Source organism: Vreelandella gomseomensis, from assembly GCF_031451645.1.
GTDB lineage: Bacteria > Pseudomonadota > Gammaproteobacteria > Pseudomonadales > Halomonadaceae > Vreelandella > Vreelandella gomseomensis.
The window spans coordinates 46,963-66,442 of sequence record NZ_JARWAI010000005.1 but is presented as its reverse complement, the minus strand read 5'-3'; the positions used below and the strand labels follow the sequence as shown (position 1 = coordinate 66,442).

General features: G+C 59.5%; 15 protein-coding genes. 8 read left to right on the top strand and 7 right to left on the bottom strand.

The window, feature by feature from the left end:
* The first annotated feature begins 24 nt into the window (after positions 1-24).
* Genes gloB through QC815_RS07705 form a run of 6 tightly spaced genes read left to right on the top strand, consistent with a single transcriptional unit; the run spans position 25 to position 7,720 of the window.
* Positions 25-792, top strand: a complete 768-nt coding sequence (gene gloB / locus QC815_RS07730) for a hydroxyacylglutathione hydrolase (protein WP_230448130.1) — start codon at positions 25-27, stop codon at positions 790-792.
* Between the two features lie 26 nt (positions 793-818).
* Positions 819-2,033: a transglycosylase SLT domain-containing protein gene (locus QC815_RS07725; protein ID WP_309767929.1), complete on the top strand. Its 1,215-nt coding sequence runs from the start codon at positions 819-821 to the stop codon at positions 2,031-2,033.
* A 33-nt stretch (positions 2,034-2,066) separates the two neighbouring features.
* The gene (locus QC815_RS07720) at positions 2,067-3,965 is read left to right on the top strand and encodes an extracellular solute-binding protein (protein ID WP_309767927.1); all 1,899 of its coding nucleotides are present in this window, start codon (positions 2,067-2,069) and stop codon (positions 3,963-3,965) included.
* Positions 3,966-3,985: 20 nt separating this feature from the next.
* Positions 3,986-5,059: a microcin C ABC transporter permease YejB gene (locus QC815_RS07715; protein WP_309767925.1), complete on the top strand. Its 1,074-nt coding sequence runs from the start codon at positions 3,986-3,988 to the stop codon at positions 5,057-5,059.
* Between the two features lie 2 nt (positions 5,060-5,061).
* Entirely contained in the window at positions 5,062-6,135 is a 1,074-nt protein-coding gene (locus QC815_RS07710) for an ABC transporter permease (protein ID WP_230448134.1), read from the top strand.
* Positions 6,128-7,720 carry an ABC transporter ATP-binding protein gene (locus QC815_RS07705; protein ID WP_309767923.1) on the top strand — a complete coding sequence of 531 codons (1,593 nt, stop codon included), beginning with the start codon at positions 6,128-6,130 and terminating at the stop codon, positions 7,718-7,720. The genes QC815_RS07710 and QC815_RS07705 overlap by 8 nt, the downstream gene beginning before the upstream one ends.
* Positions 7,721-7,925: 205 nt before the next feature.
* Here QC815_RS07705 and QC815_RS07700 read toward each other — a convergent pair whose 3' ends face one another.
* Both QC815_RS07700 and QC815_RS07695 read right to left on the bottom strand, forming a co-directional pair.
* The gene (locus tag QC815_RS07700) at positions 7,926-8,630 is read right to left on the bottom strand and encodes a pseudouridine synthase (RefSeq protein WP_230448136.1); all 705 of its coding nucleotides are present in this window, start codon (positions 8,628-8,630) and stop codon (positions 7,926-7,928) included.
* Positions 8,630-9,445 (bottom strand): amidohydrolase, encoded by an 816-nt coding sequence (locus tag QC815_RS07695; protein ID WP_230448137.1) that lies wholly within the window; start codon positions 9,443-9,445, stop codon positions 8,630-8,632. Before QC815_RS07695 ends, QC815_RS07700 begins: the two co-directional genes overlap by 1 nt.
* Before the next feature lie 71 nt (positions 9,446-9,516).
* On the opposite strand from QC815_RS07695, the gene rarD reads away from it, so the two are divergent.
* Positions 9,517-10,425, top strand: a complete 909-nt coding sequence (gene rarD / locus QC815_RS07690; RefSeq protein ID WP_230448138.1) for an EamA family transporter RarD — start codon at positions 9,517-9,519, stop codon at positions 10,423-10,425.
* Here the strand turns inward: rarD and QC815_RS07685 are convergent.
* On the bottom strand, positions 10,396-12,045 hold the full coding sequence (locus QC815_RS07685) for a methyl-accepting chemotaxis protein (protein ID WP_230448139.1): 1,650 nt from the start codon (positions 12,043-12,045) through the stop codon (positions 10,396-10,398). The two genes, rarD and QC815_RS07685, sit on opposite strands and share 30 nt — an antisense overlap.
* 245 nt (positions 12,046-12,290) lie before the next feature.
* Here QC815_RS07685 and QC815_RS07680 point away from each other — a divergent pair, with 245 nt between their 5' ends.
* Positions 12,291-13,994, top strand: coding sequence for a SulP family inorganic anion transporter (locus QC815_RS07680; RefSeq protein ID WP_230448140.1), 1,704 nt, complete (start codon positions 12,291-12,293; stop codon positions 13,992-13,994).
* Positions 13,995-14,012: 18 nt separating this feature from the next.
* Here QC815_RS07680 and QC815_RS07675 read toward each other — a convergent pair whose 3' ends face one another.
* The 4 genes from QC815_RS07675 to QC815_RS07660 are packed head-to-tail and all read right to left on the bottom strand — an operon-like array spanning position 14,013 to position 19,379.
* Positions 14,013-15,878 carry a protein kinase domain-containing protein gene (locus tag QC815_RS07675; RefSeq protein ID WP_230448141.1) on the bottom strand — a complete coding sequence of 622 codons (1,866 nt, stop codon included), beginning with the start codon at positions 15,876-15,878 and terminating at the stop codon, positions 14,013-14,015.
* 12 nt (positions 15,879-15,890) lie between these two features.
* Entirely contained in the window at positions 15,891-17,159 is a 1,269-nt protein-coding gene (locus QC815_RS07670) for a 2-oxo acid dehydrogenase subunit E2 (protein ID WP_230448142.1), read from the bottom strand.
* A 38-nt stretch (positions 17,160-17,197) separates the two neighbouring features.
* Positions 17,198-18,175, bottom strand: a complete 978-nt coding sequence (locus QC815_RS07665) for an alpha-ketoacid dehydrogenase subunit beta (protein ID WP_230448143.1) — start codon at positions 18,173-18,175, stop codon at positions 17,198-17,200.
* A 1-nt stretch (position 18,176) separates the two neighbouring features.
* Positions 18,177-19,379, bottom strand: a complete 1,203-nt coding sequence (locus QC815_RS07660; RefSeq protein WP_230448144.1) for a thiamine pyrophosphate-dependent dehydrogenase E1 component subunit alpha — start codon at positions 19,377-19,379, stop codon at positions 18,177-18,179.
* Between the last annotated feature and the right edge of the window lie 101 nt (positions 19,380-19,480).

Below are 19,480 nucleotides of genomic sequence, written 5' to 3'. Positions count from 1 at the left end.
CTTCATCGTTAAAGGATTTCGCCTATGCTGAGCGTGACACCGATTCCCGCCTTAAGCGACAACTATATTTGGCTGCTCCGCCAGGACACCAGCCAGGAAGTATGCGTTGTGGATCCTGGTGAAGCGCTTCCGGTTATCGAGTTCCTTGAGCGCGAATCGCTGTCTCTCGGCACCATCCTGATCACCCACCATCACCCTGACCATACTGACGGGTTGGGAGAATTGATCAAGCGCTACGCGCCTCGGGTGATTGGTCCTGACAACCCTTCCATTTCGGGCGTGGACGAACGAGTGGGCGATGGCGACGAAATCCGCGTGATGGGACGTCTCTTTGAGGTCTTCGAAACCCCCGGCCACACGTTAGACCACATCAGCTACTTTACACCAGGGATTCCCCCGCTGTTGTTCTGTGGGGATACCTTGTTCTGCGCCGGCTGCGGTCGCCTTTTCGAAGGCACGCCCGCGCAGATGCACACGGCCTTGCAGCGCCTGGCTACACTGCCCGAAGAAACCTTCGTATTTGCCGCCCACGAATACACGCAGGCCAATCTTCGCTTTGCCAGTGACGCTGACCCTGACAATGACGACGTCAAACACGCCTTGTCGGAATGTGAAAAGGCACGGGCGCTAGACCGCCCCACCCTACCCAGCACGATAGGACGCGAGCTGAAGATCAACCCCTACCTGCGCGTGGATACCGAAAGTGTCCGCGCCGCAGCGAGCCAGCAGGGATCGGTTGATGATGACCTCGCAACGTTCGCCACTCTTCGCGAGTGGAAGAACCGTTACTAAACGCTATCGCAATGACGTAAACCATTATGACCTATCGCACGATTCGCCAACGCTTTTTATTGAGCGCCGGCAGCACGGTGATCATGAGTCTGTTATTGGCCGCCGCCGCCAACTCGCAGGCGTCGACCACCGACTACGGTTCGTCGCCGCGTGCGGCTTCCAGCGCTAACGCAGCGCCTGGCAGCAACCGTGATACCGACGTCCAGATGCATTTCTGGGAACAACTGACGCTCGAACCCAAGGACGCTTGGAGCCAACTGCGTGACAGCTTCCAGTGGCGCGAGCAATCACTTTCCGCCAAGGCTCAGGCGCGCGTGGACGAGTGGATCGATTACTACCTGGAAAGTCCCGAGAATATTGCCGCCATTACCCGGAGAGCCACCCCCTGGCTGGCCTGGATCACCCAAAAGGTGACGGAACGTCGTTTGCCTGGTGAACTGGCCTTGATTCCGTTTGTAGAAAGCTCTTTCGACCCCGGGGCGCGCAGCCACCGGGGCGCGGCTGGCCTTTGGCAATTCATGCCCCGAACGGGTGATGCTCTTGGCCTGGTACGCAACGGCCACTACGATGGTAGGCTCGATGTCATTACTTCGACCAAAGCCGCGCTCGACTACCTCGAAATGCAGGCCGACCAGTGGTATGAGGGTGACCTGGAGCTATCCCTGGCGGCCTATAATGCGGGCGCCGGCACAGTGAACAAAGCCAAACGGCGCGCCGAACGCCAGGGACTGAAAGGCGAATACTGGGATTTAAGCCTGCCCCAGGAAACCATGCAGTATCTGCCCAAGCTGCTTGCCATCGCCACCATCATCGACACGCCGGAACGCTACGGCGTCAGTCTGCCGGACATCCATTCAGAGCCCGCCTTTGCCAAGGTGAAGCTCGATCATTCGGTCACCCTTGCCGAGGCCTCCCGCCTGCTGGAGGTCGACAGGTCGGCGTTGGCCGAGCTCAATCCCGGTCTGCTTAATGGCACCCTTAATGCCCCAAGCGCCCAGACATTGCTGGTGCCTGAAGACGTCGATCAACAGGTGCTCGCGGAACTGTCAAACGGTGGCAATGACCGCCGGACGGTTGCCGACGGCAGCGCACCGGCCACCTATCGCGTCGAAAGTGGTGATAGCCTGTCCGTCATTGCCAGCCGTTATGATCTCAGCGCGCAAGAACTGATGCGGTTGAATGCCATCGAGCGTCCGGAGGCTTTACAAGCGGGTCAACTCCTGACACTTTCAGAGCGTTAATATTAACCGCCTTGTTAACAGGAAAACTGCCCCATGCACTGTGGCGTTATCGCGCGTCCCGTTCTAAGCATTGCCCGTCACGCACTGCTTGTGCTGTCGTCACTGGCAAGCCCTTTCGCCAACAGCGGTACAGATATTGCCCCAACGGCCACGGACGGCACGTCGCCTATCGAAACGGTTCATGCACTTTCGCTTTACGGCTCCCCGGCGCTGGATGACGATTTCGAGCACTTTTCGCACGTCAACCCAGACGCGCCCAAAGGGGGCAGTATCAAGCACACAGCCGTGGGCAGCAGTTTTGACTCGACAAACCCTTTCATTATTCGCGGCACGCCGGCAACGGGCGTGTCACGGATTTATGACACCTTGATGGCGAGTAACCCCAACGAGCCTTTCAGCCTTTACGGCCTGCTTGCAGAAGGCGTGCGCCTTGACCCCGATCGCGAATGGATCGAGTTCGATATGCGCCCGGAAGCGCGTTTCCAGGACGGCGAACCGGTCACCGCCCACGATGTGGTGTTTTCGCTGAACCTGTTGCGCGAGAAAGGCAACCCCTTCTACAGCAGCTATTATGCGGGGGTAGATGAGGCCATCGCGCTCAATGATCATCAGGTACGCTTCACGCTGAACGACACCGAATCCCGGGAGCTGCCGCTCATCGTGGCCCAGTTGCCCATCCTGCCGCGACACTACTGGGAGCAGCACGACTTCAGCGCTCCCACACTGGCCGCTCACCCCGGCTCCGGCCCCTACAAGATCGGCGAAGTGGATCCAGGGCGGCGAATCGTCTATCAGCGCGACGCCAACTACTGGGCAAAAGATCTGCCGGTCAACGTGGGTCGCCACAATATCGATCGGGTGATCTATGATTACTATAGAGACCGGGATATCGCCTGGGAAGCTTTCAAGGCCGGGCTGACGGATTTTCGCACCGATGCCCGCGCCGCCACCTGGGCCGTTGGCTACGACTTTCCTGCCTATGAAGAGGGTCTGGTCAAGCGCATCACGGTACCCGACGTGAATCCTTCCATGATGCAGGCATTCGTGTTCAACCTGCGCAAGGAGAAGTTCCAGGATCCTCGGGTGCGCGAGGCGCTTAGCCTGACGTTTGACTTCCCCTGGCTGAATACCAATATTTTCTACGATACCTACCAGCGAACCGAGAGCTTTTTCCAGAACTCCGAGATGGAAGCCAAGGGCCCACCCAGTGAGGCCGCCCTCGAGCTACTCGAGCCCCATCGCGAAGCACTGCTGGAGGCCTTTCAATCCGACCGCCTGTTCACCGAGCCCTTGCCGATCGATCATCCCAATGACCTTCGCGAACGGCTACGGCTTGCGCTCGATCTACTTCGCGAGGCAGGTTATCGAGTGGAAGACGGCGTGCTGGTGCATCAGGACACTCAGCAGCCACTGAGTCTGGAGGTTCTGCTCTACGATTCGGGGCTTGAACGGGTGGTGCAGCCGATGCTGCGCAACATGGCCCGCCTGGGTGTGCAGACATCGTTACGCATTGTCGATATCAATCAGTACCTCAACCGTCAGCGCAATTTCGACTTCGATATGGTGATCAGCCATTTCCCGCAGTCCAATAACCCCGGTAACGAGCAGCGCGACTTCTGGACCAGCCAGGCGGCTGAATCGCCCCAGAGTCGCAACCGTATGGGGCTGGCAAACCCGGCGGTCGATGACCTGGTCGAGCAGCTTATCCGCGCCGACGACCGTGAATCGCTCAATACTATCGCCCGGACGCTGGATCGGGTGCTGCGCTGGGGATTCTATGTCATTCCCCACTATCATTCAGGCGAGACGCGGATCGCCATCTGGGATAAATTTGGTTACCCCGAGCCCTTCCCTGAGTACGCCATGGATCTGGACGCGTGGTGGGTAGATCCCGAACGTGAGGCCGCACTGCAGCGTCAATCCCGACGCTGAACGGCTGCAAGGAGAACGCTGTGGCGCGCTATACCCTACGTCGACTGCTGCTGATGATACCGACACTGATCGGTATCATGCTGCTCAATTTCATCATCGTTCAGGCCGCCCCTGGCGGCCCCATCGACCAGATGCTGGCGCGCTTCGAAGGCGCCGATGCCATGGCCAGTACGCGCCTGGATATGGGCGGCGCGGACGTCCAGGTTAACGACGAGTCGCGGGGTGCCCGGGGGATCGACCCTCGCTTCATCGAGCAGCTCGAGCAGCAGTTCGGCTTTGACAAGCCGGCCCATGAGCGCTTTCTGGGCATGATGGGCGACTATCTGACGTTCGACTTTGGCACCAGTTTCTTCCGCGACCGCCCCGTCACCGAGCTGATGATCGAGCGTCTTCCGGTATCGATATCACTGGGACTCTGGACGACGCTGCTGGTGTACGTGATCTCGATTCCACTCGGCATTCGTAAAGCGTTACGCCACGGCTCGCGCTTTGACGTCTGGACCTCTGGCCTGGTGGTCGTCGGCTATGCCATTCCCGGGTTTTTATTCGCCATTTTGCTGATTGTGCTGTTTGCCGGGGGCACGTACCTGGACTGGTTTCCGCTCAGGGGGCTGACATCGCCGGATTTCGACCAGCTTTCCAACTGGGGCAAGATCAAGGATTATTTCTGGCATATCACCCTCCCCGTGATTGCCGCGGCGATCGGCAGCTTTGCCACCCTCACCATGCTCACCAAGAACAGCTTTCTGGATGAAATCCATAAGCAGTACGTACTGACTGCCCGTGCCAAGGGCGCCGACGAGCAACGGATTCTTTACGGTCATGTGTTCCGTAATGCCATGCTGATCATTATCGCCGGCCTGCCCTCCGCCCTGATCGGCATCTTCTTTACCGGCTCGCTACTGATCGAGGTAATATTCTCCCTCGACGGCCTTGGCCTGCTGGGGTTTGAAGCGGTCATGCAGCGGGACTATCCGGTCATCTTTGGCACTTTGTTTCTCTATACGGTGATTGGGTTGCTGCTCAAACTGGTGTCGGATCTGACGTATGTGTGGGTAGATCCACGCATCGACTTTGCAACACGGGAATCGTGAACATGGCTGCCTTTTCGTCTCGATTTTCACCCATCACGAAGCGTCGTCTGGCGGCATTCAGGTCGAACCGGCGTGCCCGGGTATCGCTATGGGTATTTGGCGTACTGTTTGTGCTGAGCCTGTTTGCCGACCTGATCGCCAACGACAAGCCGATCATCATGCAGTACGACGGCCAGTGGTACGTGCCGCTGCTGGTCGACTACCCGGAAACCGAGTTCGACGGCTTTCTGCCCACTCGCACCGATTACCTGGATCCCTTTGTCCAGCAGCAGATCGCGGATAACGGCTGGGCGCTGTGGCCGCTGATCCCGTTTTCCTACCAGACCCTCGACATGCAGATGACCAGGCCTTCCCCCGCGCCCCCTGACGGCCGTCACTGGCTGGGCACCGATGACCAGGGGCGCGATGTGCTTGCCCGGGTTATCTATGGGTTTCGCCTCTCGGTGGCCTTTGCCCTGGTGTTAACCGCCGGCTCGCTGGTCTTGGGGGTGGTCATAGGCGGCGTTCAAGGCTACTTCGGCGGCAAAGTCGATCTGGTAGGCCAGCGAATCACCGAAATCTGGTCGGGGCTTCCGGTGTTGTTTTTATTGATTATTTTAGCCAGCTTCGTGCAGCCCGGTTTCTGGTGGCTGCTGGGCATCATGCTGCTGTTTTCATGGCTCGGGCTTGTTGATATCGTCCGCGCAGAGTTTCTGCGGGCGCGGAATCTTGAGTATGTACGTGCCGCCAAGGCAATGGGGCTGCCGTCTCGGCTGATCATGTGGCGGCACGTCCTGCCCAACGCCATGGTCGCCACCCTGACCTTCATTCCGTTTCTGTTCACCGGGGCGATTGGCACCTTGACCGCGCTGGACTTTCTCGGCTTTGGTCTGCCACCGGGGGCGCCCTCGCTGGGCGAGCTTGCGGCACAGGGCAAGAATAACCTGCATGCGCCCTGGCTGGGGATAACCGCTTTCATGACGCTAGCCATCATGCTGTCGCTGCTGGTATTCATCGGCGAAGGACTGCGAGACGCCTTTGACCCCCGTCACGTTCAGCAGCACGCCTCTCCTGCCAAGGACATTCCCCATGCATGAGCCGCTACTTCGCGTCGACAACCTGAGCGTCGCCTTTGACGGCAGCCCGGTGGTCGAGTCGCTTTCTCTGTCACTTCACGCGGGCGAAACCCTGGCGATTGTCGGTGAATCAGGTTCGGGTAAATCCGTCTCGGCATTGGGGCTGGTGAATCTGCTCCCTGCCAACGCTCAGGTCAGCGGCGAGCGTCGCTTGAACGGCACGCTGCTTAACACGCTCAGCAAGGCCGAGTGGAATGGTTTGCGCGGCAATACCGTGGGGGTTGTCTTTCAGGAACCCATGACGTCGCTCAACCCGCTCCACCGCATTGGCAAACAGATTGGTGAGTCGCTGCGCCTGCATCAGGGGCTCCGCGGCAAAGCCGCACGGGCGCGAGCCAAAATCCTGCTCGAGCAGGTGAAGCTGCCCCGTGCAGAAGAGCTACTCGATGTGTGGCCCCATCAGCTGTCGGGCGGGCAGCGTCAGCGGGTCATGATTGCCATGGCCATCGCCAACCACCCATCGCTGTTGATTGCCGATGAGCCCACTACGGCACTCGATGTCACCGTTCAGCAGGAAATCCTGGCCTTGCTCAAGGATCTGCGCGACGAACACGGCATGGGCCTGTTGCTAATCAGCCACGACCTGAATCTGGTGCGCCGGCACGCCGACCGGGTGTGCGTCATGTTCCAGGGCAAGATTCAGGAAACCGGACCTGTCGATCGCGTCTTCGCGCAGCCCCAGAGTGACTATACCCAACGGCTATTGGCGGCTGAACCTGAAGGTCGACCGTCACCGGTCACCGCAAGCCCGCCGCTGTTGACGGTCAAGCAGCTGAAAGTCAGCTTCAAGCGTCCCAAAGCAGGCTTATTCAAGCGACAGCCGCCAGCGTTCGAAGCTGTCAAGGCCACCGATTTAAGCATCGCCCCGGGTGAAACCTTGGGCATCGTGGGCGAATCGGGCTCGGGGAAAACCACCCTTGCCTCCGCCATCATGCGGATGGTCGCTAGCCAGGGGGATATCACCCTGGGCGACGCACCGTTGAGCCAACTGAGCGGTAACGATTTACGCCGCCAGCGCCATCGGCTGCAAATGGTGTTCCAGGATCCTTACGGCGCGCTGTCACCGCGCATGCCGGTGTTTGATATCGTCAGCGAAGGCTTACGCTTCCACTACCCCCACTTGTCCGCTGACGAGGTTACCCAACGCGTGCATCAGACGCTAAGCGAAGTCGGCCTGCCGGAAAGCTGTGCGGCGCGCTACCCGCACGAATTTTCCGGCGGCCAGCGCCAGCGGATCGCGGTGGCGCGAGCGATCATCCTGGAGCCTGAACTCCTGGTGCTCGACGAGCCGACCTCGGCGCTGGATCGCACGGTTCAAAAACAGCTGGTGACGTTGTTGCGTGAGTTACAGGCGAGGCGCCAGCTGAGCTATCTGTTCATCAGCCATGATCTCGCCGTTGTGCGCGCCATGGCCCATCGCATCATGGTGCTCAAGGACGGCGAGGTCGTCGAGCAAGGCCCGTGTCTGGACGTGCTTGCCTCCCCTCAACACCCGTATACCAAGGCACTGATTGCCGCTGCGTATCTAAAGAAATTTGCAGGCTAGCTCTTTTTTATCTCAATTCAGGAGCTTGATCTGATGTGCAAGGTAAAAAAGATAACGGTATAAATATTTAGCCATGTGAAATAGTAAAACGGAAGCATGGCAGAGCAGTTGAATGAGCCGGTCTTGAAAACCGGCAAAGGTTAATAGTCCTAGTAATCCCGAGGTGACTGCAGGACATGCCACCTCGGTAGATCATTATCTCTAATTAGAAACTGGCGATTTCGTCAGGAGTAAGTTCGCGCCATTCGCCGGGCGCCAGCGCTTCGGTCAGCACCACATCGCCAATGGAACGTCGATGCAGCGAGACAACGTGGTTGCCGAGTGCCACGAACATGCGCTTGACCTGATGGTAACGACCTTCGGTGATGGTCAGCTCGGCCTGCTGGGGTGACAGGAAGCGCAACGTAGCGGGCTGTGTCGGCGTTTCTTCGCCGTCGAGCGTGATGCCTTCGGCGACTTGATTGATCGCCCATTGAGCCGCTTCACCTTCCATGGGCTCGTCCAGCTCGGCGATATACACCTTTGCGCATCGATGGCGTGGCGACGTGACGCGATGCGACCACTGGCCGTCGTCGGTCAACAGCAACAAGCCCGTGGTATCGACATCCAGCCGCCCGACGGGTTGCAATCGCTCCGCCTTGGGCAGGTCGATCAAGTCAACCACTCGCGGGTAGAGGCCGCGCCGAGCGGTGCACTCTACATCGGCCGGCTTGTGCAGCATGATATAGCGAAGCCCGACCAGCGCCAGCTGTGCGCCGTTGAGCACCACCACATCAGTATCGGTATCGATGTGCGTGGCGGGCTGTTTAATCGGCTCGCCGTTCAAGGTGACCTCGCCATTTTTCAGCGCGCGTTTCGCCAGGCTACGCGTCAACGGGGTCGTTTCACTTAAAAAGCGGTCAAGACGCATTATTGGCCGACTCCTGGCTGCAGCGAAAAACGATCGGCATCTTGCCAGGCTGGGAATTTTTCTCGAAAAGCATCTAAGTCCGTTTTATTGAGGCATCCCGTTTCAACGAACGGCGTATGCGCTGAATGATCGATAAGTGGCTCGCCCTTGAAGTCCACCAGCATGGAGTCGCCGCTGTAGGCCAGCCCTTTGGCATCTTCGCCGACACGGTTGACGCCAATCACATAGGTGAGGTTTTCAATCGCGCGGGCCTGCAGTAGCGTCCGCCAGGGTTGACGACGAGGTGCCGGCCAGTTGGCCACGCACAGCAGCGCATCATACTCGAAATGTTCGTCCTGTGCCGGCTGCTGACGCAGCCAGACCGGAAAACGCAGGTCGTAGCAGACCGTCAGCAGAATCTTGAAACCGTTCAGCTCGACGATCTCGCGGCGCTCGCCCATGCCATAGCGTTCGTGCTCGCCGGCCATGCGGAAAAGATGCCGTTTATCGTAGTAAATGAGTTCGCCTCGAGGGGTCACCCAGATTAGTCGATTGTAGAACTCACCGTCTTGCTTGATAGCAACGCTGCCGGTAATCACGCAGTCACGGGACCGCGCCTGATCCAGCAGCCACGCCACACTTTCGCTTTCCTCCATGGGCTGCGCCATTTCACGCGAGTTCATCGTGAAACCGGTGGCAAACATCTCAGGCAGTACGATCAGATCGGTATCTCGGCTATCAAGCTCACCGAGGAAGTGCGCCAGATGCTCGTGATTGGCCTGGGGGTTTTCCCAGCGCAGATCGCATTGCACCAGGCTTGTTCTGAGTTGGCTCATGGAATCACTCCTTACGCCGCTCTCGTTGTCGCGGTTGTGTTAGATTAACCTTTTTAAATAATGAGGCTGCCATGCTTCCTACTTCACCACGCGATCCAGAAGCCGTCAAAGGGGTAGGCTTTGGTTTGACGGCCTACATCATGTGGGGCTGTTTTCCGCTTTTTTTTGCACTGTTTGATGGCGTCCCCGCCATCGAGGTGCTTGTTCACCGTATTCTCTGGTCGTGCCTGTTTCTGGTAGGCCTGATCAGCCTGTTACGGCGTTGGCCACCGGTCGTCGCCGCGCTGGTGGAGCCCAGGCGTCTTGGCCGTGTGTTGGCCTGCGCCGTGCTGATTGGCTTCAACTGGGGGTTGTACATTTATGCGGTGGAAACCCAACAGGTACTGCAGGCCAGTTTAGGCTATTTCTTGACGCCGCTGGTGAACATAGCGCTGGGCATGCTGGTGTTACGCGAAGTCATGGCGCGGCTGCAGCTGGTGGCGCTAGGGTTGGCCAGCCTTGCCATTGCCATCCAGTTTTTCATGTTGGGAGAGTTGCCATGGATAAGCCTGGCGCTGGCATTGAGTTTCGGCAGCTACGGGCTGTTCAGGAAACAGGTGCCACTTGATGGTCTTTCCGGGCTCTTCGTGGAAACCCTGCTGCTATTTCCGATAGCGCTGATCGCGCTGGCAGGCTTCAGCTGGTATGGCGCCTCGCACTTCCTGGGCGATACGCAAACAACGGCCTTGCTGGTGGCCAGTGGCGTTATCACCGCCCTGCCCCTCATGGCCTTTGCGGGTGCCGCACGGCGTCTGCGTCTCGCCACGCTGGGGTTCTTGATGTACATCAACCCAAGCATCCAGTTTCTGATTGCCCTGACGGTGTTCAACGAGCCGCTAAGCCCCATTCAGCTGACCACCTTCGTGATGATCTGGACAGGGCTTGCGCTTTACTCCTGGTCGGCCTGGCAGTCACGTCCTCGCCAGTTGGCCGCCGGGTAGCGACAGCGCTGCCTGATCGTCCGGCAGCGGTTCTGGCGACGCTTCTCGCTCGGGCTGATAGCCGATACGGAAGCCACCCCAGTGCCGACCATTGATATAGATGGGGACGGACAGGTCATGCATGATTTCGCCGGTATCGCGCTTGTAGGTTTGCAGCAGCAAGGGCTTTTCGTGGGCACCGCAGCGACGCCCGGTGGGATCATCGAAGATGCGTTTGCTGCGGCAGAATTTTAGATCGTGATCGTAATCACCGGTGGGCGGGCGGCTGACGGCCTTATTATGCGTCGGCACGTAGCCTTTCCGATCACAGGTGATCGCATAGCCCAGATCGAACCGCGTCAGCAGCGGTTCCTGGAGGTCGGGCAGGTACTTGTCGGTGAAACCGTCAAAGGACGTTCGGTAAAGCGGCGGGCGGGTATCGGGAACCTGCTGATAGTCGGGCTGAAATAGCGCGGCCTCGCTCAGCTCGCCTCTCTTGAGCGCGCTTTCAAACAGCTTGCCGATCCGATCCGCCGTTTGCCGCGCCGCATGAAACACCTGCTGATGACGGCCGTTGAGCCGCTGCTGCGCCAGCTCACCGTCGACGCCTTCGGCCGCGTCCATCAGGGCGCGCGCCTGGTTGGCCAGATCGTGCATGTCGCGATTGCCCTCATCCACGTCGGCTTCCAGCTGATCCAAGGTGTCGGCAACGGTCTGGCTATGCTCCCGGGTGTTGTCGATGGCCTGGGCGACGCTACTGATTTCGCTTTGTACCTGGTCGAACTCCTGGGTGATGGTGCCAAGACTCTCGCCTACTTGCTGCATATCTGTCGAACGATGGCTGATACGGCTCATCAGGATGCCCATTGAGGACACCACATTCTGACCGCTCTGGTGCATGTCCTTGACCAGCTCATCGACGCTTTGGGTCGCCGTCGAGGTCTTGTGCGCCAGATTACGCACCTCGCCCGCCACCACGGCAAACCCGCGCCCGTGTTCACCCGCACGAGCGGCCTCGATGGACGCATTGAGCGACAGCAGGTGCGTCTGCTCGGCGATGTCCTCGATCATCGACGTGACGTTACGCACGCGCTCGATCTTGTCGTTGAGCGCGGTCAGCATCTCGAGCGACTGCTGGGATTGCGCAGACACCTCGCTCATCTCGTTGATGATGTCGGTCAGGGCTGCCTGGTTATGGTGACTGGATTCCCGCGCGCTTTCCGCAAGCGCGGCCACCTGGGAAGCACTGGCGCTGACCTGCATGATGGCCGTGTTGATCGCGCCCATGCTCGCCGACGAATCGCGGGCCATCTTCTCCTGCTTGCTCAGGCGCTGATCCATCAGGTCGGCATAGTGAGAGACTTCAGCCGAGGCGATGGCGGTGCTGCTGGCGCGACGCATCAGCCGGAACGCCATGGCCCTCAGTGAGGCATAGTCCGCCATCAGACGAAGGCCTGTGCGCCTGCCCTCGAGCTGCTGCTGATCAGCCTGGTAAAGCGACCACCACGGGTTCAAGACACACAGCGCGCCCGCCAGCGCCGCCAGGCCAATTGCGATATACCCTCCCAGCGTGCTGTAGGACACCAGCCACCCGGCAAGTGCCAGCAGCACTACGGGAACTAACCATCGAAGGACACGCATCATCATTACTCTTGTTATTGACGTGATAAAAAGCTCCCAAGCCATTGATCAGGCTCAAGGTTAGCTTACCCGTTCATTAGCGTTAAATAAGTAACACTTTGGGAGAAGACCATGAGAACAGATGAAATCAGTGTCAGGTGCCGTAATTTTGCTTATAACACGTTAATATAATGACTTGCGTTCGTGTTAGGCCATTGCCCTAGCTCATCGACCTGCTGATTGACGGCGAATCGCCACGGGAGCCCATGCTAAAGCGCTATTTGCCTATCCTGTCCTGGCTGCCTTACTACCATAAACGGTTACTCGGCGCGGATTTACTTGCAGGCCTGATTGTCACCGTCATGGTAATCCCGCAGTCGCTCGCCTACGCGCTCCTCGCTGGACTGCCCGCAGTGGTGGGATTGTACGCCAGTATCCTGCCGCAGCTGGTGTACACCCTGTTTGGCACCAGCCGCACCCTGGCCGTCGGCCCGGTGGCCATCATTGCCCTGATGACCGGAGCCGCCCTTTCCTCGGTGGCCGCTCCCGGCTCAGAAACTTATCTGCAAGCGGCCCTCGTGCTGTCGCTGCTTTCCGGGCTCATGCTGGTGGCCATGGGGCTGCTGAAAATGGGCTTTTTCAGCAATTTCCTGAGCCATCCGGTCATATCCGGCTTTTTAACCGCCTCGGGGATTCTGATTGCCGTCAGCCAGCTCGGCAGCCTGCTGGGCATCGAGAGCAGCGGATTTACGCTCGTCGAGCGCCTGGTGTCACTCGTTCCCAACCTGTCCGCTGCCAACCTGCCTACCTGTATGCTAGGCGTCGGTACGCTGGCGTTTCTGGTCTGGCTGCGCCGGCATGGCAAATCGACGTTGCGGCGGCTGGGGCTGCCCAGCAGCATCGCTGACCTGGTCGCCAAGGCAGGGCCGGTGATCGCAGTGGTAGCCACGACCCTGACTACTTGGCATTGGGGGCTCGCCGACCAGGGTGTCAACGTCGTGGGCGATGTTCCCGCCGGGCTGCCTGCTTTTAGCCTGCCCTGGGCGGACGCCTCGTTATGGCGGGCGCTGTTCATCCCCGCCTTGCTTATCAGCCTGGTCGGTTTTGTGGAGTCTGTTTCCATGGGGCAAATGCTGGCGGCGAAACGCCGTCAGCGTATTTCACCCAACCAGGAACTGATTGGCCTGGGCGCTACCAACCTGGCGGCCGCCGTATCCCATGGCATGCCGGTCACCGGCGGTCTTTCGCGCACCGTGATCAATTACGATGCGGGAGCGCAAACGCCGGCGGCAGGCGCCTTTGCCGCACTGGGGATTGCGCTGGTCACCATGGCCTTTACCGGCTGGCTTTATTACCTGCCGATTGCCACCCTGGCGGCCACCATCACGGTATCTATCCTCACCCTGGTGGATATCCCCATGCTGCGCCAGACGTGGCGCTACTCGCGCAGCGATTTCTCGGCCATGGCGTTGACCATCGTGCTCACGCTCGTCGAGGGAATAGAGGCAGGCATCCTGGGGGGGGTCACCCTGTCGATTGCGCTTTATCTTTACCGCACCAGCCGTCCGCATAGCGCGCTGGTCGGCCGAGTGCCTGAGACCGAGCATTTTCGCAACGTCGAACGTCACGATGTCGAAACCGTCAGCCGCGTGGCGCTCCTGCGGATCGATGAAAGCCTTTACTTTGCCAATGCGCGCTACCTGGAAGATACGCTGTACAACCTGGTGGCCAGCCGCCCCGAACTCGAGCACGTGGTGCTGATCTGCTCGGCGGTCAACCTGATCGACGCCTCGGCGCTGGAAAGCCTGGATGCCATCAATGCCCGCCTCAAGGATTCAAGCGTCAAGCTGCACCTTGCCGAAGTCAAAGGGCCGGTGATGGACCAGCTCAAGAAAAGCGACTTTCTTGACGCCCTCACCGGGCGCGTGTTTCTCAGCACCTATGCCGCGTGGCGTGAGTTTGCCCAGTGAACTCACGCAAGATGGCGCCTACTGGCGTGATTGCCTGATGTGTTCCCGCGGGTCGCGGGGATAGTAGCGCTCGGGCTGCCGTTCAAGATGGGTGAAGTAACGCGTGTCCTTGTAAGGCATTTTCATGAAGCCCGACACCCCCAGCCCTTCGATCTCGCATACCGAGGCCAGCATCTGTGCCAGCAAACGGCGAAATTCCTGCTCCCGGGAAGGGTCTAGCAGGCGGTAGTAGCTATGGATCTTGAGATGTTCGGGAAGCGCTTCAAAAATGATCATGCCGGTGTGGTGAATCTCGTTAAGCTGCTGCAGCACCTGCATGATCGAATCCGGCAGGGCCAGCAGCTCCTCGGGGTCGGGGCCGTCTTCAAAATAGCTGTGTTGCCGGGTGCGATCCTCGAGCTCTGGAACGGCGCTCATTTCATAGCTGATGGCCATGCCGGGAGCGCAGTAAAACGACGCCTCGGCGGAACGACGCTCAAGGTGCAGCGTTTGGCGGGCGTTGAACAGACAGCTTTTGAAGACGCCCTGACGATGGATCGCCCGCGCCAGGTGCACCATATTGTTGACCGCTTCGATAAAGGCGGGCTTGAGCAACGGGTCGTGCAGGTTCAGGGAGGAGTCGATGTACACCCCTTCCCGCTCCCAGCGCACGGCCAGGCCGCCCACTACGGGATACTTACCGAGTCGACTCACCGACGCCAGAAAGGCCTTTTCCGTCTCGCCCATGCCCTGCATGAACTGCTTGTAGTAACGGTCGAGTTGCACATCGTTGACGTCGTTCAGGGTCTCGGGCGCATTGGCTTCGCGCAGGAAGGCCTTGCGCGAACTGTACACCACCGTATCGATTTCCTGCTCGGCAGGACGAACCCACACCGGCACCAGCGGTGATTGAGCGTGGCCGGGCAGATCAAGCATCACGACCTTGGCCATGCGCGGCATCGCCTGTAGGAAGTAGTCACCGGCCCGGCGGCGCAAGTGCGGGTCGGGATCCAGCATGCCGTCGAGGGTGCGCGCAAACTCCATGGGCAACCCCAACGAACTGGCCGGAATCGCACGGTGGCCAAAACGGCAGGATTGCGCCGAGGCCAGTGCATAAAGCGTGCCCGCCACGCCCTGCTCATCGAACCGCGGCGAGGAAAGCGCGCCGTTCAGCTGTTCCTCGCCGATAAAGTACACATCGCCCAGGCGGGCGTTGGTTTGCTGAAGATTATCCGACATCAGCTCCATCACGTTAGCGCCGACGAACTGCAGCTGGGCATCGAGCTGGGCAAACACCGCCGAGCCCCAGTCGATCAGCGCGATGGATTCATGGTTCGGATCGAACACCAGGTTGGAGGGCTTGATATCGCCGTGCACCACCGGCCGCGCCTGGGGGCCCGACTCGCAGCGCAGGGCGGTGAGGATATCCGCAAGCTGAGCGGCAATGCGCATGATCAGGCGGGGCGACAATCGCCCTTCCCTGAGAGAGATCTGCTCCAGATTCCAGCCGGGCGCGCGTTCCATGACCAAAATGGACTGCCCGCGGGACCGCTGGTAGGTGATCAGCTTGGGGATACGCGGATGCGCGACCTGATCGAGCATGAACGCCTCTTCTTCAAGACGCTCCTGCAGATGGGTCGGCAAGGTAATACGGGAAAATTTAAACACATAATGCACGTTCGGCCCCGGGCCGCGGGTGTCGCCACCCACCGCTGGCGCGCTGCCGGCGAACACGAATCCGTAGGCCCCCTTGCCGATCAATTCGATGTCCTGATAGCCAAGCTGGGCGAGCTGCGCCTGGCACAGCGCCACCCAGTCCTTGAGTTTTCGGGCATCGTGATGGCTCAGCAGATAGACCGACTGTTCTTCGGGGATATAGAACTGCTGAAGCGGTGCCTGGGCCATAGGTTGCCTGCGTTAGCCTAGATGGAGAAGCATGGTCTCCGGGGCTTCGAGGAACGCTTTCCAGGCGTTGCAGAACCGCGCGATGGTGCCGCCATCGATAAACCGGTGGTCTCCCGCCCAGGTGATGGTCATGATCGCGCGACGCTGCACGTCGCCCCGTTCATCAAAGCGGGGCAGCCACTGGGTTTTGCCAATGGCGACGATGGCCGCTTCCGGCGCATTGATGATGGGCGCGGCGTAAGTGCCACCCAGCGCGCCGATATTGGAAATACTGATGGTGCCACCCTTGAGATCGGACTGATCGACCCGTCCCTCGCGAGCGGCGTTGGTCAAGCGGCCGACTTCCCGGGCAATCTCCAACAGCGTCAGGCGTTCGACGCCTTTAACATTGGGCACCATCAACCCCGCCTTGCTATCCACCGCCATGCCAATATTGCACTGCGGGTAGTAATGCAGCTCATCGCCGGCCTTATTCAGCTGCGCGTTGACGATTGGCTGCTCCGCCACAGCCAGCGCCATGGCCTTCATGAAAAACGGCATCAAGGTTAAACGCTCGCCCTGGGCCTCGGCCAAGGGCTTCAGGCGCTCGCGCATTGCCAGCAGTGCCGTCACGTCGATCTCGTCGCCGTAGTGAAAATGCGGAATGGTGGTCGCCGCCTCCACCATGCGCTTGGCCATGACCGCCCGCATGCCGCGTAGCGGCTCAACCCTGGGCACATTCTCGCCTACCTTGGCCCCCTCGATTCTCGGTGTCTGCTGGCCCACCTCGGCAGGCTGATCAAGGTGTGCCAGAACGTCTTCCTTGAGTATCCGGCCGTCTTTGCCGCTGCCGTCAATATCCGTCAGGTTAAGGTGATGCTCGCGCACCAGCCTTCTCACGGCGGGGCTGGCGGGCACTTTACCTTGCCCTTTTGCGGACGCTGGTGCTGGCGACGTTACCTCCGACGGCGCCGCGGTTGTTTCGGTGCCGGAGGCGCGAGCGGCCTGTGAATCGCCGCCACCCTCCCGCGAGGCGCTGGTTTCGCCTGCTTCGCTGGTCGCTTCGCCTTCGGCCTGGTAGGCGTAAAGCGGCGCGTGCACTTTGGCAATCTGCCCCTGCTCGACATACAGCTTGGTCACCACCCCCGCTTCAGGGGCGGTAATTTCTACCAGCGCCTTGTCGGTCATCACCTCGACAATGGGCTGATCTTCCTCGATGCGATCGCCTTCCACGACGCGCCACTCGACCACTTCACACTCGACAATGCCTTCGCCGATATCCGGCAGCATAAAATCGCTCATTGTTCTTCTCCCCGTGCGTGCTTGGGCGTTATACGCCGCTAGAAATTGACGCTTTCGCGAATCGCTTCAAAGATTTTGAGATGATCGGGCAGATACTCTTTTTCCAGCACCAGCGGGAAAGGCGTATCCAGCCCGGTCACCCGTGCAATGGGCGATTCCAGGTAGAGAAAACAACGTTCCTGTATCGTCGCGGCGATTTCACCGGCAAAGCCACCGGTCAGCGGTGCTTCATGGCTGACCACCAGGCGGCCGGTCTTGAATACCGATTCAGCCACCGTATCGGCGTCCCAGGGCAGCAGCGAACGCAGGTCGATCACCTCACAGTTGATGCCCTGTTCTTCCGCCAGCTCCACCGCCTTGCCGATCACTTCCATCTGCGCGCCCCAACCCACCAGGGTAACGTCGCTACCTTCCTTGATGATCTCGGCGTCGCCAATGGGTAGCTGGTAATCGTCTTCCGGCACCTCACCCACTGCCGCGCGGTAAAGCCGCTTGGGTTCGAGAAACAGCACCGGATCGGGATCGCGAATCGCCGCCAGCAACAAGCCCTTGGCCTGATAGGGATTACGCGGCACGACGACTTTCAGTCCCGGCGTGTGGGTGAAATACGCCTCGGGGGATTGCGAGTGATAAAGCCCGCCGGAGATACCGCCGCCATAGGGAGTGCGGATGGTCAGACCGCCGACGTTGAACAGATCGCCCGAGCGATACCGGAATTTGGCGGTCTCATTTACGATCTGGTCGAAGGCGGGAAAAATATAGTCGGCGAACTGAATTTCAGCGACAGGTACCGAACCTTGAGCCGCCAGGCCGTTGGCAAAGCCAATGATGCCCTGCTCAACCAGCGGCGTATTGAAACAGCGGGCTTTGCCGTATTTTTCCTGGAGATGGCTCGTGGCACGAAAGACACCGCCAAAGATCCCCACGTCTTCCCCAAAGCAGATGACTTTCTCGTCTTCCGCCATGGCAATGTCGAGGGCGTTATTGATCGCCTGGAGCATATTCATTGTAGCCATGTTACGCCTCCCTTTGTGAGTCGCTGTCCGTGCTTACGCCAAGGTCCAACGACTTGGCGCCTCGGGGATAGGCTTCCGGGTAACGGCGAATATGCTGCTTGAGCTGATCGAATTGACGCTGCAGTGCCGGCGTGACATCCGCATAGACATCGCTGATCAAGGAATCGAGCGGCGGTGGCGAGCGTTTTTCAGCGCGCTTCATGGTATCCAGCACGTCGCGACGCAGGCTTTCCTGCTCGCGGGTTTCCTCGTCCTCGCTCCACCAGCCTTTGGCCAGCAACCACTTCTGCATGCGCAACAGCGGATCCTTGATGCGCCAGGCTTCTTCCTCATTTTTGGAACGATAGCCTGACGGGTCATCGGAGGAAGAGTGCGCAGCCAGCCGATAGGTCATGGCTTCAATGAGTACCGGTTGATTATGCTCTACCGCTAACTTGCGTGCCTGACGGGTGGCTTCATAGACCGCCAGCACGTCGTTGCCGTCGACCCGAATGACATGCATATGATAGCCAAACGCCCGCGGCGCAATGCCGTCGGCGGCAAATTGCTCAACCGCCGGGGTCGAAATCGCGTAGCCGTTGTTGCGGCAGAAGAAAATCACCGGCACCTGATGCACCGAGGCCATATTGAGCGCCGCGTGAAAATCGCCTTCCGACGCGGCGCCCTCGCCAAAGAAAGTCAGCGTGCAGTGGCCGTCTCCGGCCATTTTCTGGCCGTAGGCATAGCCAGTGGCCTGAGGAATCTGGGTGGCGAGCGGCGATGAGATCGTCATGTAGTGGAGCTTGCGCGAGCCATAATGAATCGGCATCTGCCGGCCCTTGCCGTAATCCAGCTCGTTGCCGAACAGCTGATTCATGAACTCGTCGATGGAGAACCCCCGGTACATCAACGCGCCCTGTTCACGGTACTGGGCCATGATCATGTCGGCATCGTCGAGTGCGGCAGTCGCGCCCACGACGGCGGCTTCTTCACCGGTGCACTGCATGTAGAAACTCAGCCGCCCCTGCCGCTGGGCCGCCAGCATGCGTTCATCGAGGATACGCGTGGCCAGCATGGCGTGGTAGATACGCCGGGCATGGTCATGTTCCAGGTGCGGCGCATCCGCCTCGCTGTAGAGCTCGCCCTCGGGGCTTAACAAACTAAAGGTAGGGATCGAGAATTCATCACCTGTCAGAAAAACAGGCTGGTGCGATTGCTGTGTCATCATTATTGTCCTTGTCGTACCCCTTTTGAGGGCAGTGTTGTCGGTGATGACCTTTTATGCCAGTGGATTTATCTGGCAATGGTCAACGCAACACCTGCGAC